Source organism: Acinetobacter sp. YH16044 (assembly GCF_013417145.1).
Lineage (GTDB): Bacteria > Pseudomonadota > Gammaproteobacteria > Pseudomonadales > Moraxellaceae > Acinetobacter > Acinetobacter amyesii.
Window position 1 is genome coordinate 1 of record NZ_VPEK01000139.1, and the last position, 1430, is coordinate 1430.

The following is a 1430-nucleotide window of genomic DNA, read 5'->3' on the forward strand; positions in this document are numbered from 1 at the left end:
AGGTCATTGATGCCTTACAAGCTGAAGACTTTAATTTTGAGATGTTGTCTGAAGCACAGAAAATATTAGTCAAAGAAGCATTAAAACCTTACAGAGAGCATCTGAAGCTTCAGCTGCTGTTTGATGAGCTGTCTAAAAATCCTAGACAGACTGAATATGAAGCTAAATTTATCGAGTTGTTTCATGCATACCAGGACAATCAACTGGGTGTTGCTGAACTGAATATTCTGAAGATGATGTGTACCCGATATCTGAATTTCAAAGCTCAAAAACTGCAATATGCTGATTTGGAGCTGTACTTGAGTCAGATCCAGAAAAAAGATGCAGGGAAAAAGCGTAAAGCTGAAAACAATCGAAAGTATCAGCTCGGTGGCGCTGTGATTGCTGCTTATAAAGAATTGGGTCTTAATATTGATACCTTGACACCAGATCAAGTTAGAAAAGCCATTGTAGGAAATAAGAGGATCATCAATAAGATCGAAAAATCTATAATATTTGAGCAGATTGATATGGATCTTGATACTTTGTACTTCAGGTGGCCAATATTTCTGAAGGTCATTGATAAATTAGCAATGATTGAGTATGAGGGTGAAGTCGTTCCTGAGTATATAAAAGAAATTTATTTAGCTTTATCAGAGTGTAAGGCAGGCAAAAAATAGTTAAAAATTATTAAATTTTAGTAATAAAAAGCCTGATATATCAGGCTTATCAGTGATTGATTGGATTTAGATATCCATTTTCTTAAACAAGAAGAAGGGTAAATTCCGAATAATCATGATGATGATTGCCAATTTGCCAGGTGTGTAGAATATTGCAATAAAAAACCCCGGTATCCTGCCAGGGTTTTATAGTGTTTATGCGGGTTTCAAGCCACAAAAGAGTAAAGACGATTCATAACTCAATAGTCAAAGTTGAAGAAGTGTTCTGGGAAACAAGAAAGGAAGGCTTTTTGAATGTCGCTGTATTCACCTTCTGGATGTTCCTCTAGATAACGTCGAGTCCAAATGACTGTTGCTTCATAGTCGTTAAAGCTCGGGTCGAGTTGTAAAAAAATCCAGAGTTCATGTGCTTTTTGAATGAAAAAGTCATTGATGATCATGAGGGCAATTTTCTTTTCAGCGTTTGAATTAGGGTATGAGTACATAGTATGTCTCCTATAGAGATGATAAATAGTTTCGTTGATAAACTATTTATAACACATAAAATAATGTGTTTACCACATAATTTTATGTGTTTTTATGTAAATATAACCCTATGCTATAAGCTCAAAACACGATTTCTATAAATTTAATCAAATGCCATATACTGAATTTCAACGTCTTATCGGTAAAGCAGGGCTTTCAATTAAGGAATTTGCTGCCTTATTGGATATGAAACCCAATTCGATTACGAATTACAGTAAACAAGGTGTGGTTCCTACACATATCGCT

At 34.8% G+C, this 1430-nt stretch carries 2 protein-coding genes and 1 pseudogene; 2 read left to right on the plus strand and 1 reads right to left on the minus strand.

The features are described from left to right. Positions 1-659 (plus strand): hypothetical protein (locus tag FTV38_RS17520; RefSeq protein WP_180023046.1); only part of this gene is annotated, 659 nt, incomplete at its 5' end. A 239-nt stretch (positions 660-898) separates the two neighbouring features. Here the strand turns inward: FTV38_RS17520 and FTV38_RS17525 are convergent. After that, positions 899-1144, minus strand: coding sequence for a hypothetical protein (locus FTV38_RS17525; protein WP_004728465.1), 246 nt, complete (start codon positions 1142-1144; stop codon positions 899-901). Positions 1145-1295: 151 nt separating this feature from the next. Here FTV38_RS17525 and FTV38_RS17530 point away from each other — a divergent pair. Then, positions 1296-1430 (plus strand): annotated as a pseudogene (locus FTV38_RS17530) (XRE family transcriptional regulator); the annotation flags it as partial.

What these genes read in the sequence shown, in the direction of transcription:
- FTV38_RS17525 (WP_004728465.1), bottom strand. Translation starts at nt 1,144, where the DNA reads ATGTACTCATACCCTAATTCAAACGCTGAAAAGAAAATTGCCCTCATG.